Source organism: Streptomyces sp. MJM8645 (assembly GCF_001625365.1).
Taxonomy (GTDB): Bacteria; Actinomycetota; Actinomycetes; order Streptomycetales; family Streptomycetaceae; genus Kitasatospora.
Genome location: NZ_LJJF01000001.1, coordinates 3824869 through 3839553 on the forward strand (window position 1 = coordinate 3824869; position 14685 = coordinate 3839553).

A 14685-nucleotide genomic window follows, 5' to 3' on the forward strand; every position below is an offset into this window, starting at 1 on the left:
AGTCCGGCCCTCGGTCGTGTTCCGGAGCGTTCGGCCCCTGCGCATTCGGTGTCGGCGCATTCCGTGCCGGAGCCCTCGGCCCCGGCGCCGTCAGCTCCGGACGGCCCCGGTGACCAGCCAGCGGCCGCCGCGCGCCCGCCCGACCAGGAAGGCCGCGCGGACCAGCATGAACAGGTTCATCGCCCACCACAGCCCGGCCAGCCCGGTGCCGGTGGCCGGCACCGCGATCGCCGCCGGGGTGAACACCGCCAGGGTCGCGATCGCCGCCCAGGCCAGGTAGGGGCCGTCCCCGGCGCCCATCAGCACCCCGTCCAGCACGAAGACCAGACCGGCGACCGGCTGGCTGAGCGCGAGCAGCAGCAGGGCGGTGTCCAACTGCCCCTGCACCGCCGGATCGGGCGTGAACAGCGGGACGTACAGCGGGCGGGCGGCCACCAGCAGCAGACCCAGCAGCACGCCCGAGCCGATGCCCCACTCGACCATCCGACGGGTGGCGGCCCTGGCGCCCGGGATGTCCTCGGCGCCCAGGTAGCGGCCGATGATCGCCTGGCCGGCGATCGCGATGGCGTCCAGGGCGAAGGCCAGGAAGCTGAACAGCGTCATGGTGATCTGGTGCGCGGCCACCTGGTCGTCGCCCAGCCGGGCGGCCACCGCGGTGGCGATCATCAGCACCGCGCGCAGGCTGACCGTCCGGACCAGCAGCGGACCGCCCGCCCTCGCACTGGCCCGGATGCCGGCCGCGTCCGGCCGCAGCGAGGCGTGCTCGCGCCGCGCCCCGCGCACCACCACGACCAGGTAGACGGCGGCCATCCCGGTCTGCGCGAGCACGGTGCCCCAGGCCGAGCCGGCCACCCCGAGCCCGGCGCCGTACACCAGGCCGGCGTTCAGGCCGATGTTGGCGGCGAAGCCCGCGATCGCCACCAGCAGCGGCGTGCGGGTGTCCTGGAGGCCGCGCAGCACGCCGGTGGCGGCCATCACCATGAGCATCGCGGGGATGCCCAGGGCGCTGATCCGCAGGTACGTCACGGCGTAGGGGGCGGCGGTCTCCGAAGCCCCCAGGACGTCGGCCGCCCAGGGGGCCAGCAGCACGGTGAGCAGCACCACCGGGACGGCCAGACCGAGGGCGAGCCAGATGCCGTCGACGCCCTGCTGGACGGCGCCGCGGCGGTCCCCGGCACCGATCCGGCGGGCCACCGCCGCGGTGGTGGCGTAGGCGAGGAAGACGAACACGCCGGTCGCGGTGGACAGCGCGGCGGCGGCGATGCCGACCCCGGCCAGCTGTGGGGTGCCGAGGTGGCCGACGATCGCCGAGTCGGCCATCAGGAAGAGCGGTTCGGCGACCAGCGCGCCGAAGGCCGGGACGGCCAGTGCGAGGATCTCCCGGTCGTGCTGGCGTCTGGAGGGGGTCGGGGCTGCGGGAGGGGCGGTCATGGGCTCCAGGCTACTCATCCACAGGTAATGACTGCTAGTGGCAGTTGTCTATTACTCGAATTCTTGAGCGAGGTGTTCGACCCGCTTCGCGCCCGCGGGGGTCCGGCTGTGTGTGAAGAATTTCTCATGCACAGGCCCGGAAAGAGGTAATACCTGGTCAACAGGTTGACGGTGGACAGATGGTCCGGTTATCCACAGGGCCTTCCACAGGGGCGTCCACAGCTTTGCGGCACTTCTCCACAGCCCAGGGCCGCTCGTCCACACCCCCTGTGGATAACCGCCTTGGCTGAACGGCTCCCGGCGCCTTAGCGTGGGCCCTCCGCCCGACACTCCCGCCCGCCCCGGCGTCCGATTTGTCGGTGCCGTGGCGTACAAAGAGGAGCGGCTCCGCTCCACCCAGCCACCGGCAAGACCCGCTCCAACTCGCACCACTCGCTGATCGGGGAACACGCGTGACCGGCCCCCAGTACGACGACCACGACGCCCCGCCGCCGGAGGAGGACTGGCAGCCCGCCGAGGACCCCTTCCCCGCCGGCGCCTTCGACGACGCGTCCTTCCCCGACGGGCCCGGCGACCGGCTCCCGGTCTCCCGCGGCCGCTCCGGCCAGGGCGGCAACCGCGACGGCGGCGGCCGCGAGGGCGGCTTCCAGAAGGGCGGCAAGGGCGGCCGGAGCGGCTCCCAGCGCGACGGTTCGCAGAGCGGTGGCGGTGGCGGCGGCTGGCAGCGCCGTGGCGACGACGAGGGCCAGGGCGGCGCGGACGGCTTCGAGCGCGTCCCCCCGCAGGACCTCGCCGCCGAGCAGTCCGTCCTCGGCGGCATGCTGCTGTCCAAGGACGCCATCGCCGACGTGGTCGAGGTGCTCAAGCCGGCCGACTACTACCGGCCCGCGCACGAGATGGTCCACGGCGCGATCCTCGACCTGTACGCCCGCGGCGAGCCGGCCGACCCGATCACCGTGGCCGGCGAGCTCACCAAGCGCGGCGAGCTCCAGCGCGTCGGCGGCGCCTCCTACCTGCACACCCTGGTCAACTCCGTCCCGACCGCCGCCAACGCCGAGTACTACGCCCAGATCGTCCACGAGCGCGCCGTCCTGCGCCGCCTGGTCGAGGCCGGCACCCGGATCGCCGGCATGGGCTACGCGGCCGAGGGCGACGTCGACGAGATCGTCAACGCCGCCCAGGCGGAGATCTACGCCGTCACCGAGCAGCGCACCAACGAGGACTACGCGCCGCTCGCCGACATCATGGAGGGCGCCCTCGACGAGATCGAGGCGATCGGCTCCCGCAACGGCCAGATGTCCGGCGTCCCGACCGGCTTCGCCGACTTCGACGCGCTCACCAACGGCCTCCACCCCGGCCAGATGATCGTCATCGCGGCCCGCCCCGCGATGGGCAAGTCGACCCTGGCGCTGGACTTCGCCCGCGCCTGCTCGATCCAGAACAAGCTGCCGAGCGTGATCTTCTCGCTCGAAATGGGACGCAACGAGATCGCCATGCGCCTGCTGTCCGCCGAGGCCCGGGTCGCGCTGCACCACATGCGTTCCGGGAACATGACGGACGACGACTGGACCCGCGTCGCCCGCCGGATGCCCGACGTCAGCGAGGCGCCGCTGTTCATCGACGACTCCCCGAACCTGTCGATGATGGAGATCCGGGCCAAGTGCCGCCGGCTCAAGCAGCGCAACGACATCAAGCTGGTCGTCATCGACTACCTCCAGCTGATGCAGTCCGGCGGCTCCCGCCGGGCCGAGAACCGCCAGCAGGAGGTCTCCGACATGTCGCGAAACCTGAAGCTGCTGGCCAAGGAGCTGGAAGTCCCGGTCATCGCGCTCTCCCAGCTGAACCGTGGCCCCGAACAGCGCACCGACAAGCGGCCGATGGTCTCCGACCTGCGCGAGTCCGGCTCGATCGAGCAGGACGCCGACATGGTCATCCTGCTCCACCGCGAGGACGCCTACGAGAAGGAGTCCCCGCGCGCCGGCGAGGCCGACCTGATCGTCGCCAAGCACCGTAACGGCCCCACCGCCACCATCACGGTGGCCTTCCAGGGCCACTACTCGCGCTTCGTCGACATGACCCGGGACTAGCACTGACGAGGGGCACCGGGGGGCCTCGTCCGACCGTCACCGAGGCCAACGCAGCAGTGTGATGAGCTACTGTCCGTGCGGTGAAAACGATACGACAGCTGTCCGCCCGCCGGGCCGGGGGAAGCACGAAGGCTCGGGCGAGCGGGTCGGCCAGTCGGCTGGGCTGGCTCGACGCGCTTCGCGGCGTGGCCGCCCTGGTGGTGGCGCTCCACCACTTCGACGTCCTGAAGATGCTGCCGGACGGGGTGGCGTCCTTCATCTGGTGGCACGCCGACCTGGGCCTCTACGGCGTCATGCTGTTCTTCCTGGTCAGCGGCTACATCATCCCGGCCTCGCTGGAGCGTCGCGGGGACGTGCGGGCGTTCTGGATCGGACGGATCTTCCGGCTCTGGCCGCCGGTGATCATCGGTATCACGGTGGCGCTGGCCATCATCCCGAAGGGCGACGGCTCGGTCGCGCTCTTCGCCACCGATCACGACCTGATCTACGTGGCCGCCAACTCGACCATGCTGCAGGACTTCATGGGCGTCTGGAACGGCCTGGGCGTCATGTGGACCCTCAGCTACGAGATGGTCTTCTACTACATGGTCACCGCGCTCTTCACGGTCGGCCAGCACCGCCGCAGCGGCCCGATCGCGGTCGGCTTCGCCGGCGTGGCGCTGCTCTTCGGCACCTCCATCGCCTCCCACACGCTGACCAGCGACATCACCTCGACCCGCAACCTGGTCTGGGGCTCCGTCCTGATCGTGCTGTTCGGCTTCGCCTGCGTGCTGAGCGGCCGGCCGAACCTGACCCGGGTCGGGGCGATCACGCTCGGTCTGCTGGGCTTCGTGCTGATGTACAACAACAGCCGGGCCCCGATGTTCGAGACCCTGATGATCTTCGCGACGATGTTCGCGGGCACCGCGATCTACCGGGCCGAGAACCGCCAGATCGACCGCCTCCAGGCGATCCTGTGCTGCGGCTTCGTGGTCGTCGCGGGGGTGGCCGTCGCCTGGATGTACAACCGTGACGGCATGGAGCAGAACACCTGGACGGCCGGCTGGATGGCCTGGGCCGGCTCCTACCTCGGGGCCTGGATCACGTTCGGCATCGGCATGGCGCTGCGCAAGCGCCGCTTCCCGAAGCCGCTCACCTGGCTCGGCGGGATCAGCTTCTCGCTCTACCTGCTGCACGTCCCGCTGGTCCACACCATCCAGCCGCTGCTGCACGTGCCCAAGGTGCCGCCGACGACCGGCGGCAAGCTGATCTGGACGGCCGAGTACCTCGTCGTGATCATGCTGGCGAGCTGGGTGATGTACCGGCTGGTGGAGCTGCCCGTGCAGAAGCTGGGCCGCAAGGTGGCCAAGGCGGTCGAGCGCCGCTGGCCGGGCAGCGCCCTGCAGCCGGCGGCCGCCGTGTCGATCGGGGCGCCCGCGACCGGCGAGGCCGCCGGGGCTGTTCCGGCCCAGTCCGGGGAGAAGGGCCAGGGCGGGGGCCAGGATCAGGAGAAGGATCAGGTGCCGGTCGAAGTCGGCGCCGGCGGCCCGGGGCAACGGGTCGGCTGACCGCCGCACGGACACACCGAGGGCTCGCCTCCTACCCGGGAGGCGAGCCCTCGGCGCGTGGTTCCTGGGTGCCGTCAGACGGTGACGGTGGCGCGGAAGAGGGTCGTGGCGGTGCCGGACAGCCGGGTGGGGGCGCCGGTGGCGGGGAGGAAGGCCGACCGGCCGCGGGCGAGGTCCAGGGTGGTGCCGTCGGCGGCGGTGAGCCGGGCGGTGCCCTCGGTGCAGAGCAGGATCTGCGGGGCGCGGCCGTCGATCTCGCGGTCCCGGCCGTCCAGGACGAAGCGGGAGAGCCGGAACTCGTCGATCGGGACGGGGTAGAGCTCCTCGCCGGCGGTGCCGTCGACCGGGCGGGGGTGCAGCAGCTCGGGGGCGCCCGCCTCGAAGACCAGGACCTTCAGCAGCTCGGGCAGGTCGATGTGCTTGGGGGTGAGGCCGGCCCGCAGCACGTTGTCGGAGTTGGCCTGGAGCTCGACGCAGGCACCCGCCAGGTAGGCGTGCGGCACGCCGGCGTCCAGGTAGAGCGCCTCGCCGGCCCGGAGCCGGAAGTGGTTGAGCAGCAGGGCGGCGATCAGACCGCGGTCCTCCGGGAAGTCCTCGGCGATCCGGGCGTACGGCCCGTAGTCGCCGGCCGGGTCGGTGCGGGCCAGGGCCGCGGCCGTCTCCCGGACGGTCTCCTCGGCGGCCTTCCCGTCCATGGTGAGGATGGCGGCCAGCGTGCCGCGCAGCGCCTCGGCCTCGTCCTCGACGGCCAGCAGGTCGATCAGCGGGCCGAGCCCGGGCACCGCGAGCCCGGCCATCAGCCCGGCCGCCTCGGCGGGCCGCCGGAAGCCGCAGAGCCCCTCGAAGGCGCCCAGCGCGCAGACCATTTCGGGCTTGTGGTTGGCGTCGCGGTAGCTCCGCTCGGGGGCGTCCAGCGGGATGCCGAGGGCGTTCTCGGCGGCGAACCCGGCGCGGGCCTGGGCGATCGTGGGGTGGGCCTGGATGGACAGCGGGATGCCCGCGGTCAGGATCTTGAACAGGAACGGCAGGGCCGGACCGAACCGGGCGACGGTCGCGGCGCCGAGTTCGCCCTCGGGGTCGGCCGCGATCAGCTCGTCCAACCGGCGGGGCCCCTCGCCCCGGTCGGCCCGCGACGGGTCGCCGGGGTGGGCGCCCATCCACAGCTCGGCCTGCGGTTCGCCGGTCGGCTCCTGCCCGAGCAGTTCGGGCAGGGCGGTCAGCGACCCCCAGGCGTACGGGCGGACGGTGTTGATGAGCCTGTCCATGCGCGCGGTCCTACTCCTTCGCTGGGTGGCGGGTGTGCCGGATCGTCGGGGCAACGGGCCCGGCGGTGCGGGGGTCCGGGCACGGGCAAGGTCATCGACCCTAGCCGACCGGTGTCGCCCGCGAGGAAACGGCGGGTACCGGAGGGGAGTGCCCTGGCCGGACCGGTGGTTCCCGGGCGCGGTAGTAGGATGCCAGGACGCAGTAGTCTCCGCCCTGCACAGCAGTTTCCACCGTGGTCACTCCGTCGGCGGGCTGCCGGCGGAGCCGCGTTCCAGAGTGCGGGCGATGGTGTTCTGACACTCCCCGCCATCGGCCGAGAGGTTTGTACGTGACCGTGAACCAGCAGAGTTTTGCTGATCTCGGCAGGGTCCTGGTGATCATTCCGACCTACAACGAGGCGGAGAACGTCGAGCGGATCGTCGGCCGGGTGCGGGCGGCGGTCCCCGAGGCCCACGTGCTGGTCGCCGACGACAACAGCCCCGACGGCACCGGCGAACTGGCCGACAAGCTGTCCGCCGAGGACCCGAACGTGCACGTCATGCACCGCAAGGGCAAGGAGGGCCTGGGCGCCGCCTACCTCGCGGGCTTCCGCTGGGGCATCGACCACGGCTACGACGTCCTGGTCGAGATGGACGCGGACGGCTCGCACCAGCCCGAGGAACTGGACCGGCTGCTGGGCGCGCTGCGCGGCGCCGACCTGGTGCTGGGCTCGCGCTGGGTGCCGGGCGGCCGGGTGGTGAACTGGCCGAAGTCGCGCCTGCTGCTCTCCCGCGGCGGCTCGACCTACTCGCGGCTGGCGCTCGGCGTGCCGATCCGGGACGTCACCGGCGGCTACCGGGCGTTCCGCAAGGAGACCCTGCTGGGCCTGGGCATGGACGAGGTGGCCTCGGCCGGGTACTGCTTCCAGGTCGACCTGGCCTGGCGCACGGTGAAGGCCGGGTTCAAGGTGGCCGAGGTGCCGATCACCTTCGTCGAGCGCGAGCTGGGCGCGTCCAAGATGAGCCGCAGCATCGTCGTCGAGGCGCTGTGGCGGGTGACCGCCTGGGGCGTCTCCGACCGGCTGGCCCGCCTGCGCGGCGCGATCAAGCGCTGAGCTCCACGACGTAACCTCCACGACGTAACCGCCCGGGGCCCGTCCGCTGTCACAACGGACGGGCCCCGGGCGTTTTCGTGCCCTGGGGTAGGCCGCCCACAACGCCAAGGCGCCGGCCGTCCGAACCGCGATGTGACCTGAGCCGGAAGGCGCGCCCCGCCGGGCGCGCCTTCCGCGCAATCCGACACCGGTACTCCCATGCTGTAGGGCGCAGGAAGTCCGACCGCCGACCAGAGGGAGCAGCCAGTGACGTCGTCCCCGCCCGAGGAGGGCGCCGGCGCGGAGCGCACGGCCGCCGAGGCCGCCGCCCCGGACCACGAGCGGCCCGCCCGCCCGCTGGAGGTCGCCGTCTTCACCGGCCCCGAATCGGCCTTCTTCGCCACCTCCACCCTGATCCTCGGCGAGCGGACCGCGATCCTGGTCGACGCCCAGCTCACCCGCAGCGCCGGCCGCGAACTCGCCGAATGGGTCGCCGGCAAGGGCCGCCGACTGCTCGCCATCGTCGTCACCCACCACCACCCCGACCACTACTTCGGCGCCGAGGAGGTGCTGAAGCTCTTCCCCGACGCCCGGCTGCTGGCCGCGCCCGCCGTGGTCGACGGCATCCGGCGCACCGCCGCCGCCAAGGTCGCCCAGTGGAAGCCGGTCTACGGCGACGACATCCCGGACCACCCGCTGATCCCCGCCCCGCTGCTGCCGCAGCCCCTCATGCTCGACCGCCAGGTCATCCCCGTGCTGCTGCTCGGCCAGGGCGACTGCGGCGACTCGACGGTCGTCCACGTGCCAAGTATCCGGACGGTGATCGCCGGGGACTTCGCCTACAACGGCACCCACGTCTGGACCGCCGACACCACCCCGGCCCAGCGCACCACCTGGGGCCACAACCTCGGCCGGATCGCCGACCTCGGCGTGGACCGGGTCATCGCCGGCCACCGCGCCCCCGACCAGGGCGACGACGTCGCCCGGGTGCTCGCCTTCACCGGCGAGTACCTCCAGGACTTCGACCGGCTGCTGGCCGTGCACCCGGACGACCCGGAGGCACTGGTCACCGCGATGAACGAGCGGTACGGGGAGCTGACGCTGCCGGCCATCCTGGAACTGGGCGCCGCCGTCAACACCGCCCGGGCGGCGCGAGGGGGCGAGATCGTCGAGGCGGAGATCGTCGAGGACGACATCATCGAGGCGGAGATCGTCGAGGACGAGATCACCGAGGAGCGCACGGAGCCCGGGAAGGGCGAAGCCGAGTAGGGCGGATACTGGCCGCATGACGCCCTACGACGTGATCGTCCCGGCCGGCGGGGCCGCCCGTCGCCTCGGCGGGGCCGACAAACCCGGGCTGACCGTGGGCGAGACCACCCTGCTCGACCGGGTGCTCGCCGCCTGCGCGGGCGCCCGCACCACCGTCGTGGTCGGCCCCGGCCGGCCGACCGCGCGCACCGGCGTCCGCTGGACCAGGGAGCAGCCGCCGGGCGGCGGGCCGGTCGCCGCCGTCGCCGCCGGACTCGACCTGGTCACCGCGCCGACCGTGCTGCTGCTCGCCGCCGACCTGCCGTTCCTGGACCGGCGGACCGTCGACCGGCTGGTCACCGCCCTCGCCGAGGCCGGCCCGGCCGTCGACGCCGCCGTCCTGGTCGACGCCGGCGGGCGCGACCAGCCGCTCGCCGCCGCCTACCGCACCGCCCCGCTGCGCACCGCGCTGGCCGCCCTCGGCGATCCGGCCGGCCTCCCGCTGCGCCGCCTCACCGGTGCTCTCGCCCGGCAGTTGGTGGCCGACACCGACAACGTCGCCTACGACTGCGACACCTGGGAGGACCTCGAACAGGCCCGGGAACGCGACCGGTCGTAGGGGCTCCCTCGGGGTCCGTGTGCACGGCCCGCGCGGGCGTCCGTGCGGGAAACGACGCGCGCCGCACACGGGGCGAACACTCCGGGGAAACCGCCGATCAGGCAGCATGGGCGCATGGAGCGCACGCTGGAAGACTGGATCGCCGAGGTCAGGGCCGACCTGGGCATCGACCTGGACGTCGACGTCCGGGGACTGCTCGACCTCACCCGGGTGGTCGCGCACGGGGTGGCCCGCCCGGCCGCGCCGCTGACCGCCTTTCTGATCGGCTACGCGGCCGCCCAGCAGGGCGGCGGGCCGGAGGCCGTGGCCGAGGCCGCCCGGCGGACCGCCGCGCTCGCCGAGCGCTGGAGCGCCGCCGCCGGGCCGGGCGAGGCGTGAGCGCCGTCGGGCAGACCACCGTGGCCGCCCCGTCGACCGGTCCCGGCGTGCTGAGCTGGGCGCAGGCCCGCGAGGCCGCCCGCCGGGCCGGGCTGAGCCCGCTGCCGGCGGTCGGGCTGCCGCTCGCCGAGGCGCTCGGTCGCACCCTCGCCGAGCCGCTCACCGCGCTGACCGACCTGCCCGCCTTCGACACCTCCGCGATGGACGGCTGGGCGGTCGCCGGGCCGGGCCCCTGGCGGGTCGCCGGGCGGGTGCTGGCCGGCCGGGCGGCGTCCGCGCCGCTGGCCGACGGCGCCGCCGTCGAGATCGCCACCGGCGCCCAACTGCCGCCGGGCGCCACCGCCGTCCTGCGCCGTGAGCACGGCCGCACGGACGGAACGTTGCTGCACGACTGCGGCCGCCACCCGCTGACCACCGGTCAGGACGTCCGCCCGCGCGGCCAGGAGTGCCGCCGCGGCGAGGCGTTGCTGCCCGGTGGCGTCCCGGTCGGCCCGGCCGTGCTCGGCCTGGCCGCCGCCTGCGGTCACGACCGGCTCGCCGTGCGTCGTCGCCCGGTGGTCGAACTGCTCGTCCTCGGCGATGAGTTGCTCGCCTCGGGCGTCCCCGGTCCGGGCCTGGTCCGGGACGCGCTCGGGCCGCTGCTGCCGCCCTGGCTGCGGGCAGCTGGTGCCGAGGTGGCCGAAGTGCGGGCCGTCCGGGACGACTTCGGGCTGCTCCGGGACGCGCTGCGGCACTCCACCGCCGACATCGTGGTCACCACCGGCGGAACGGCGGCCGGCCCGGTCGACTTCCTGCACCGGGCCCTCGCCGAGGCCGGCGCCCGGCTGCTGGTGGACGGCGTGGCCGTCCGCCCCGGACACCCGATGCTGCTGGCCGAACTCCCGTCGGCCGCATCCCCGTCGGCCGGCCCCGCAGGGGGCGGACTTCCGGGCGGGCGGCACCTGGTGGGGCTGCCCGGCAACCCGCTGGCCGCCGTCGCCGGGACGGTCACCCTCGCCCTGCCGCTGCTGCACGCCCGCAGCGGGCGGTCCGCCGTCACCCCGGCCCTCGCACCCGCCGCCGTCGGCCTGCCCGGGCACCCGGTGGACACCCGGCTGCTGCCCGTCCGGCACACCGCCGACGGCGTCGTCCCACTCGCCTTCGACGGGCCCGCGATGCTGCGCGGCCTCGCCCGGGCCGAGGCGCTGGCCGTGGTCCCGCCCGGCGGCGCGGCGGCCGGCACACCCGTCGAACTGCTGGAGGCACCGTGAACGGGCCCACCGGGGCGTGCGCGTCCCACGACAGCCGGGAGGCGACCGCATGAGCAGGCTGCGGGGCGCGCCCGCCCCGGGGACCGAGCCGTGGTCGGACGCCGGGATCGTGCTGCCCGCCCGGCGGAGCGCGCCGGCCGTCCGGCAGGTCGGCTCCCGGCTGCTGGTGGCGCTCGCCGTCCTGGTCGCCACGACGCTGATCGTCTACGTCGACCGGGACGGCTACAACGACAACGCGGGCGGCGGGGTCAGTTTCCTGGACGCGGCGTACTACGCGACCGTGACGCTGTCCACCACCGGGTACGGCGACATCACCCCGTACAGCGACGGCGCCCGGCTCACCAACATCTTCGTGATCACCCCGTTGCGCGTGGTGTTCCTGATCATCCTGGTCGGGACCACGCTGGAGGTGCTCACCGAACGAACCCGCCAGCAGTGGCGGTTGAACCGCTGGAGGTCCACCGTGCGCGAGCACACCGTCGTCATCGGGTACGGCACCAAGGGCCGCAGCGCCGTCGACACCCTGCTCGGGCAGGGCGTGAAGAAGGACGAGATCGTCGTCGTCGACCCGCAGCGCAAGGTGATCGACCAGGCCGCCCGGCACGGGCTGGTCGGCGTGGTCGGCGACGCCACCCGCACCGACACGCTGCTGCGGGCCGAGGTGCCCACCGCCGCCCGGGTGGTGATCGCGCCGGAACGGGACGACACCGCCGTCCTGGTCACGCTGACGGCGCGCCAGCTGAACAAGGGCGCCACCGTGGTCGCGGCCGTCCGGGAGGACGAGAACGCCCCGCTGCTGCGGCAGAGCGGCGCCGACGTCGTCGTCACCAGCTCCAGTTCGGCCGGGCGGCTGCTCGGCCTGTCGATGCTCAGCCCGCACGCCGGCGCGGTGATGGAGGACCTGCTCACCTACGGCAACGGCCTGGACGTGGTCGAGCGCCCCGTCACCCGGGCCGAGGCCGGGCACAGCCCGCGCGCGTGCGAGGACCTGGTGGTCGCGGTGGTCCGCGGCCGGCGGGTGCTCAACTACAGCGAGCCCGAGGCCGCCGTGCTCCAGCTCACCGACCGGGTGATCGTGATCAAGTCGACCGGCTGACGCGGGCCTTGCCCCCTCCTCGCCGTGACGCGCAGTAGGTTCGGGGCATGTATGCGATGACGATTCCCGTACCCGGCGGTCCCGAGGCACTCGTGTGGGCGGAGGTGCCCGACCCGGTGCCCGGCGAGGGCGAGGTCCTGGTCGAGGTGGCGGCCACCGCCGTCAACCGCGCCGACCTGCTCCAGCGGCAGGGCCACTACAACCCGCCGCCCGGCGCCTCGCCCTACCCCGGGCTGGAGTGCGCCGGGCGGATCGCCGCCCTCGGCCCGGGTGTGTCCGGCTGGGCGGTCGGCGACGAGGTGTGCGCGCTGCTGTCCGGCGGCGGGTACGCGCAGCTCGTCGCGGTGCCGACCGGACAGCTGCTGCCGCTGCCCAAAGGCCTGGGCTTCGAGGAGGCCGCCGCGCTGCCCGAGGTCGCCTGCACGGTGTGGTCCAACGTGTTCCTCACCGCCCACCTGCGGCCCGGCGAGACGGTGCTGCTGCACGGCGGCGCGAGCGGCATCGGGACCATGGCGATCCAGCTGGCCAAGGCGGTCGGCGCGCGGGTCGCGGTGACCGCGGGCAGCGCCGGGAAGCTGGCCCGGTGCGTCGAACTCGGTGCCGACATCGCGATCGACTACCGCGAGCAGGACTTCGTCGAGGCGGTCAAGGAGGCCACCGGCGGGGCCGGGGTGGACGTGATCCTGGACATCATGGGCGCCAAGTACCTGCAGCGGAACGTGGACACGCTGGCCGTCAACGGGCGGCTGGTGATCATCGGACTGCAGGGCGGCGTGAAGGGCGAGCTCGACCTCAACGCGCTGCTGCGCAAGCGCGCCGCGGTGATCGCCACCAATCTGCGCGGGCGCCCGCTGGCGGAGAAGGCGGCGATCGTGGCGGCGGTGCGCGAGCACGTGTGGCCGCTGGTGGAGTCCGGGGTGGTGAAGCCGGTGATCGACCGGGTGCTGCCGCTGACCGACGCCGGCGACGGGCACCGGGCGCTGGAGGCGGGGGAGCAGGTCGGCAAGGTCGTGCTGCGGGCCTGATCCGGGTCCGCGGGGCGGCGGCCCGAGGCGGAACATCCGAAATGCCCTGATCGTCGGATTGTGTGAGGCTGGTTCGGAGCTGTCCCGCCGCCGACCCCGCCGCGCGCGGTCGGCCGTCGGAAGGACCTCCGACCGTGGCCGCACCAACGCACCTCCTCGGGCCGCTGCCCGCCGCGCCGCACCACCGTCGTACCCGCCGTACCGGCCCGGGCCGGCCCCAGCGACTGATCGCGGCGGCCGTGCTCGGGCTCACGCTCCCGCTGGCCGCCGCTTCGGCCGCCGCCGCCGTCGGGCCGGCGTCGTCGTCGCCGCCCCCGTTCACCGCCGAGCCCGCCGTCGTGGGCGGGCCGGAGCCCGAGGCCGTTCCGGCGGTCGGGCCGCCGCAGCACCCGCGCCCCGGCCGGGGTGACGCCCGGGTGTACCGGCGCTGGGCGGTGTGGGCGCCCGAGCACGCCGACACCGCCCCGGACCGGGCTCCCGGGCAGGCTCCCGGGCAGGCCCCTGCGCAGGTTCCCGAGCAGAACCCCGACCAGGTTCCTGACCGGAGCACCGGGCAGGTCGGTGCGGGGGACCAGCCCGAGGCCGACCAGGGCGCCCCGGACACGGCGGACGCCGCCGCACCGAACGCCGCCGCCGCATCGGACGCCGCCGCCGCGACCGCCCAGGCCATCGCCGCCGCCGTCCCCGCCGTCCTGCCCGCCCGCTGGCGGGACGCCTCGACAGTCCAGTTCCCGCTGGGCGCGGGGCTGGGGTTGATCGGTTGCGGCCTGGGGTTGATCGGGTTGCGGCTGCGCCGGGGCTGAGTCGCGGGGCGGGTGCGGCGGGGGAGGTTCCGTGAGGGGTGTGTGCACGCCCCAGGGGGGCCGGGGCGGGCCGGGAGCTGAGTATCCGTACGGATTCCGGGGCGGCGCCCGGGGGCGTACCGTCGTCAGCGGTGGCTCAGGACGGCGGTTGTACGGGGGCTTCCGCCCGACCAACCCCAGTGAGAGAGAATGTTGTTCATGACGAATCCGATGAACGAGCGCTCGTTTCAGCAGCCATTCCAGGCCGCGGGCGGGCAGTCGCAGGACGGCCAGAAGGTGCTGATCGTCGGACCGGACGGGCTGCCCGTGGGCCAGGGGTTCGCCGGCTCGGCGGGGGACGAGGACGAGGGCGACCTGCCGCGTGAGCTCCCGGTGACCGAGATGGTCGAGCAGCCCGCGAAGGTCATGCGCATCGGCAGCATGATCAAGCAACTGCTGGAGGAGGTCCGGGCGGCGCCCCTCGACGAGGCCAGCCGGGCCCGGCTGAAGGACATCCACGCCAGCTCGATCAAGGAGCTGGAGCTCGGCCTGGCCCCCGAGCTGGTCGCCGAGCTGGAGCGGCTGTCGCTGCCCTTCAACGAGGACATCATTCCGACCGAGGCGGAGCTGCGGATCGCCCAGGCCCAGCTGGTCGGCTGGCTGGAGGGCCTGTTCCACGGGATCCAGACCGCGCTGTTCGCCCAGCAGATGGCGGCGCGGGCCCAGCTGGAGCAGATGCGGCGGGCGCTGCCGCCCGGTCTGCACGGCGGTGAACTGGACGAGGACGAGCCGGGCCAGGGCCGCGGCATCCGTTCCGGCCCGTACCTGTAACGGGCCGCCGACACCGGACGTACCACGACGGTCCGCCCCGGGCCGGGGCGCCG

11 protein-coding genes and 1 pseudogene are annotated in these 14685 nt (G+C 74.0%); 10 read left to right on the plus strand and 2 right to left on the minus strand.

The genetic code is table 11. The features are described from left to right. Positions 1-90 precede the first annotated feature (90 nt). Complete coding sequence (locus A6F73_RS16385) at positions 91-1431, minus strand: MATE family efflux transporter (protein WP_063348489.1); 1341 nt, start codon at positions 1429-1431, stop codon at positions 91-93. 452 nt (positions 1432-1883) lie between these two features. Here A6F73_RS16385 and dnaB point away from each other — a divergent pair, with 452 nt between their 5' ends. Together dnaB and A6F73_RS16395 are read left to right on the plus strand one after the other, a co-directional pair. Then, entirely contained in the window at positions 1884-3518 is a 1635-nt protein-coding gene (dnaB, locus tag A6F73_RS16390; protein ID WP_167745861.1) for a replicative DNA helicase, read from the plus strand. An 80-nt stretch (positions 3519-3598) separates the two neighbouring features. Beyond that, positions 3599-5065, plus strand: a complete 1467-nt coding sequence (locus A6F73_RS16395; RefSeq protein WP_079135734.1) for an acyltransferase — start codon at positions 3599-3601, stop codon at positions 5063-5065. A 74-nt stretch (positions 5066-5139) separates the two neighbouring features. Here A6F73_RS16395 and manA read toward each other — a convergent pair whose 3' ends face one another. Beyond that, positions 5140-6330 (minus strand): mannose-6-phosphate isomerase, class I, encoded by a 1191-nt coding sequence (manA, locus tag A6F73_RS16400; RefSeq protein ID WP_063348491.1) that lies wholly within the window; start codon positions 6328-6330, stop codon positions 5140-5142. 329 nt (positions 6331-6659) lie between these two features. Between manA and A6F73_RS16405 the strand changes: the two genes are divergently transcribed. The 8 genes and pseudogenes from A6F73_RS16405 (at position 6660) to A6F73_RS16445 (ending at position 14632) form a co-directional block, all read left to right on the plus strand. Then, entirely contained in the window at positions 6660-7424 is a 765-nt protein-coding gene (locus tag A6F73_RS16405; protein ID WP_063351258.1) for a polyprenol monophosphomannose synthase, read from the plus strand. A 246-nt stretch (positions 7425-7670) separates the two neighbouring features. After that, on the plus strand, positions 7671-8672 hold the full coding sequence (locus A6F73_RS16410) for an MBL fold metallo-hydrolase (RefSeq protein ID WP_063348492.1): 1002 nt from the start codon (positions 7671-7673) through the stop codon (positions 8670-8672). A gap of 16 nt (positions 8673-8688) precedes the next feature. Further along, positions 8689-9621, plus strand: a pseudogene (locus A6F73_RS43150) (NTP transferase domain-containing protein); the annotation flags it as partial. A gap of 23 nt (positions 9622-9644) precedes the next feature. After that, the gene (locus tag A6F73_RS16425; protein WP_244293411.1) at positions 9645-10898 is read left to right on the plus strand and encodes a molybdopterin molybdotransferase MoeA; all 1254 of its coding nucleotides are present in this window, start codon (positions 9645-9647) and stop codon (positions 10896-10898) included. Between the two features lie 49 nt (positions 10899-10947). Beyond that, positions 10948-11994 carry a potassium channel family protein gene (locus tag A6F73_RS16430; RefSeq protein WP_079135735.1) on the plus strand — a complete coding sequence of 349 codons (1047 nt, stop codon included), beginning with the start codon at positions 10948-10950 and terminating at the stop codon, positions 11992-11994. Positions 11995-12041: 47 nt separating this feature from the next. Next, positions 12042-13019, plus strand: coding sequence for an NAD(P)H-quinone oxidoreductase (locus A6F73_RS16435; protein ID WP_063348495.1), 978 nt, complete (start codon positions 12042-12044; stop codon positions 13017-13019). A 134-nt stretch (positions 13020-13153) separates the two neighbouring features. Next, a complete protein-coding gene (locus A6F73_RS16440) occupies positions 13154-13822 on the plus strand; it encodes a hypothetical protein (protein WP_063348496.1) in 669 nt (222 codons plus the stop codon). A 198-nt stretch (positions 13823-14020) separates the two neighbouring features. Next, positions 14021-14632: a bacterial proteasome activator family protein gene (locus A6F73_RS16445; protein ID WP_208869088.1), complete on the plus strand. Its 612-nt coding sequence runs from the start codon at positions 14021-14023 to the stop codon at positions 14630-14632. Positions 14633-14685: the final 53 nt, after the last annotated feature.

Coding starts and splice junctions, on each gene's coding strand:
- A6F73_RS16385 (WP_063348489.1), bottom strand. CDS start 1,431: ATGACCGCCCCTCCCGCAGCCCCGACCCCCTCCAGACGCCAGCACGAC.
- manA (WP_063348491.1), bottom strand. CDS start 6,330: ATGGACAGGCTCATCAACACCGTCCGCCCGTACGCCTGGGGGTCGCTG.
- A6F73_RS16430 (WP_079135735.1), top strand. CDS start 10,948: ATGAGCAGGCTGCGGGGCGCGCCCGCCCCGGGGACCGAGCCGTGGTCG.
- A6F73_RS16435 (WP_063348495.1), top strand. CDS start 12,042: ATGTATGCGATGACGATTCCCGTACCCGGCGGTCCCGAGGCACTCGTG.
- A6F73_RS16445 (WP_208869088.1), top strand. CDS start 14,021: ATGACGAATCCGATGAACGAGCGCTCGTTTCAGCAGCCATTCCAGGCC.